At 56.8% G+C, this 2,897-nt stretch carries 1 protein-coding gene and 1 pseudogene; both read left to right on the top strand.

The features are described from left to right. Nucleotides 1-446, top strand: a pseudogene (locus HMPREF2884_RS09195) (hypothetical protein); the annotation flags it as partial. A gap of 336 nt (nucleotides 447-782) precedes the next feature. Next, nucleotides 783-2,897, top strand: a 2,115-nt coding sequence (locus tag HMPREF2884_RS08280) for a peptidase (RefSeq protein WP_070616712.1), incomplete at its 3' end; no start/stop codon positions are given.

The raw sequence follows: 2,897 nt of genomic DNA, 5'->3' as shown, positions 1-2,897 counted from the left end.
CGGACTATGCCGCGATTGTGTGGGCTCGTCAGAGGGGTATTACGTTTGGTTGGGTCGATGGTAAGTTCCACCCGGAGGCGAACCTTTCGATTGCCTCGACGGTGGCGTTCCTGTACAGGTACCAACGAGCGCTAACCCCTGCGTCTTCGCCGGAGTCGAGCAGTTTGCCGTCTTCGCCTGTACCGAAGAGCGATACGTCAGATAGCAGTAATGTACCGGAGGAGTCTCCCACACGGGATTCACGTTCGCGGGTGCACTGGCCCGAGTATGAGCGTATGGATACTGCGTTCTGGAGGGAATCCCTGTGGGCTACCCAGCAGATTATCTGGGGATACGCAGAATATTATCGAGGCCACGGTGAGAATTTCAGCTCGGATACTGTTTCCTCTTGGCAGTTCTCACTGATGCTCTACCGCATGGAGCACGGCGGCAGCCGCCTCAAGTAGTTGCCCTGAAATAGTTATTCCTGAAGTAGCTATTTGAGAGTCGTCCCCTGCGGCCACACGGCATATTGTTGTGTTGCTTTACAATCGGTGATGGCGGGCTGAAATTTTCGGGCTGATTCGCCCGGCTTTTCAGCCCGCCAGCACTTTCGCTCAGGCGAATGGTGCACCCCTTTTTCTACTCAACTTCTCGTTCATTTCTCCCTTTCCACTCAACGTTTTCCCTCACTCGCTTCAATCACCGTACAGAATGCCACTGTGCAGAAAACCACCCTGCAAAAACCACCGTGTAAAGCCGCGGTATAGAAAGCACAGTGCAGAACATTAGATGGGATAACCGTGTCTTCTTTCTTCCGACCAACCACAGTTCAGGGCGCTAAGACGCCTGCCCAGAAAATCCGCATTCAAAATGCCCAGAGTAAAAAGGCAATCAGCCTCTCCCTGTTGCTGGGCATGACCCCGGCGCTGGCTGTCACCCCTGCTGTACATGCTGATGCGGCGCCGAACCAGCCTGCACAGGTGGAGCCTGCTCAAGCGGATGCGGTGAGCTCTGCCTCCCCTGCCGCATCGTTGCAGGCAACCCCCGTAGCTGCTGCCCCCGCCGCCTCAGGTACAGGTGCCGCAGCCACTGGCGTCAGCGATGCCGACAAGATTGATTTGAAGGTCACCACCGGCACTCTCAATATTTCTCAGGGCGGCACGGTGTCCGTGACGACCTCCCCGTTGACCCCCGAGTTCCGTAAGAAGTACAAGCTCTTCCAGTTCGGCCTCGTGAACCGTGGTACCGGTTACGAGTGGTCCCGTACCGGCGAGGCAACCCAATATCCTCTGCACCGCGGCAAGGTCGATCATCTTCGAGAAGACGGTATCGTCCACGACAACCCGGACGGAAGCCTCACCTTCACCTTTGAGGTCAAGAAGCAGACCATCCGGGCGACCCCTTCGCCTGCCCTTGACGTGGTGTTGACCTACTACCCGGCGGGCGAGCGCGAGCCGAGCGCCGAGGAGTATGAGGACCCCCGCCTTACTGCCCGCACTCCGCTCAGCCTGACTCAGGACCCTGAGCCGGATCAGACTACTTACGTGTACAGCATGCCGGCGGTCGATAACCCCTGGGTTGATACGCAGCTGAAGATTGAGGGCTACCATATTCTCTCTAAGCAGCTTCTTGAGCCGGGAAGTGCCCCAGCATATCTGATGCTGTATGAGGTTGACCCCGCTACGGGGTTGATGGTGGGCAAGCCTGTTTTCACTCATGCAGTTCGTTATACGGATTGCGGGGAATACTATTGCTGGAGTTTCCTCAACAACTATTTCTCTGCTGATGTGACAATTCCTGCGGGTACTTTGCAGCCGGGCAAGTCGTACATGATTGGCGTCTACAGCGGCCTCTTCCCGAATCCGGATGAGGAGAAGGTACCCGGTAGCCTTTTGACGGATGTTGCCCCGTTTATTCCGGTGCGCTCGCCCAACTCGAACACCGAGGTGAAGGATGCCGCCCCGGTTCTGCGTGTTGAGCCGCAGCAGATAGACCAATATCGTTCTGATTCACCGCAGGTGAGCCCCTATTGGGAGAAGAACACGTTGCAGGTGCGTGCCGTGAATCTGCCGAACCTCACTGAGGGCCATTACCGTTTCTCTATGCAGGCTACGGATGCTTCTGGCAATCTGACGGGTCAGAAGGCGTTGGTGCAGGATATTGCGGCTGACCGCATCCAGAGCGGTTACACGGAGGCGACGCTCACTGTTCCCGGTGAGGCGCTGAATTATCAGGGCGGTTACAAGCTGGTGGTGGAGAAGGTTCTTCCCGGTCAGGGTGGTGCCGCGGATTCTGTGCAGCAGGTTGTTTCTACTGACATTGATTTGGTGGTGAACGCGTTTGAGGAGCGTGAGGCTGCGAAGAGGTGGTACAAGGCTCAGCAGCTTCCCAAGTCAGAGCTCTATTATTCTGAGAATATGACGCGCCGTGATCTGACGGTGGCTCTCTATATGTTGGCGGGTTCGCCGAAGGTTGAGCTTCCGGCAACCAGTCCGTATCCGGATGTTCAGCCCAACGACCCGGACTATGCCGCGATTGTGTGGGCTCGTCAGCAGAGCATTACGTTCGGTTGGATTGATGGTAATTTCCACCCGGATGCACAGCTTTCTACTCGCTCTATCGTTGCGTTCTTGTACAGGTATCAGCGTTCACGCGGTAAGGTGTCGCCCAGTTTGCCGACTGCCGCGCCTCAGCCTCGTAGAGGCAGCTTGCCTGGGTCGAAGGGTCCTGAGCTGAGCACTAAGTACTGGGCTACGGATTTAAGCGAGGGTAGCGCTTTTTGGCGTGAATCTCGGTGGGCTGTGCAGCAACACATCTGGGGCTACGCCGAGGATTGGCTACGCGAGGACTTTACCTGGCCGCAAACGACCACCTACGACTTGGCGGTCATGCTGTACCGCATGGAGCACGGCGGC

The organism is Rothia sp. HMSC073B08 (assembly GCF_001812975.1).
Classification (GTDB): domain Bacteria; phylum Actinomycetota; class Actinomycetes; order Actinomycetales; family Micrococcaceae; genus Rothia; species Rothia mucilaginosa.
Note: the sequence above shows the minus strand (reverse complement) of the source record. Positions and strands in the feature narration are given on the sequence as shown.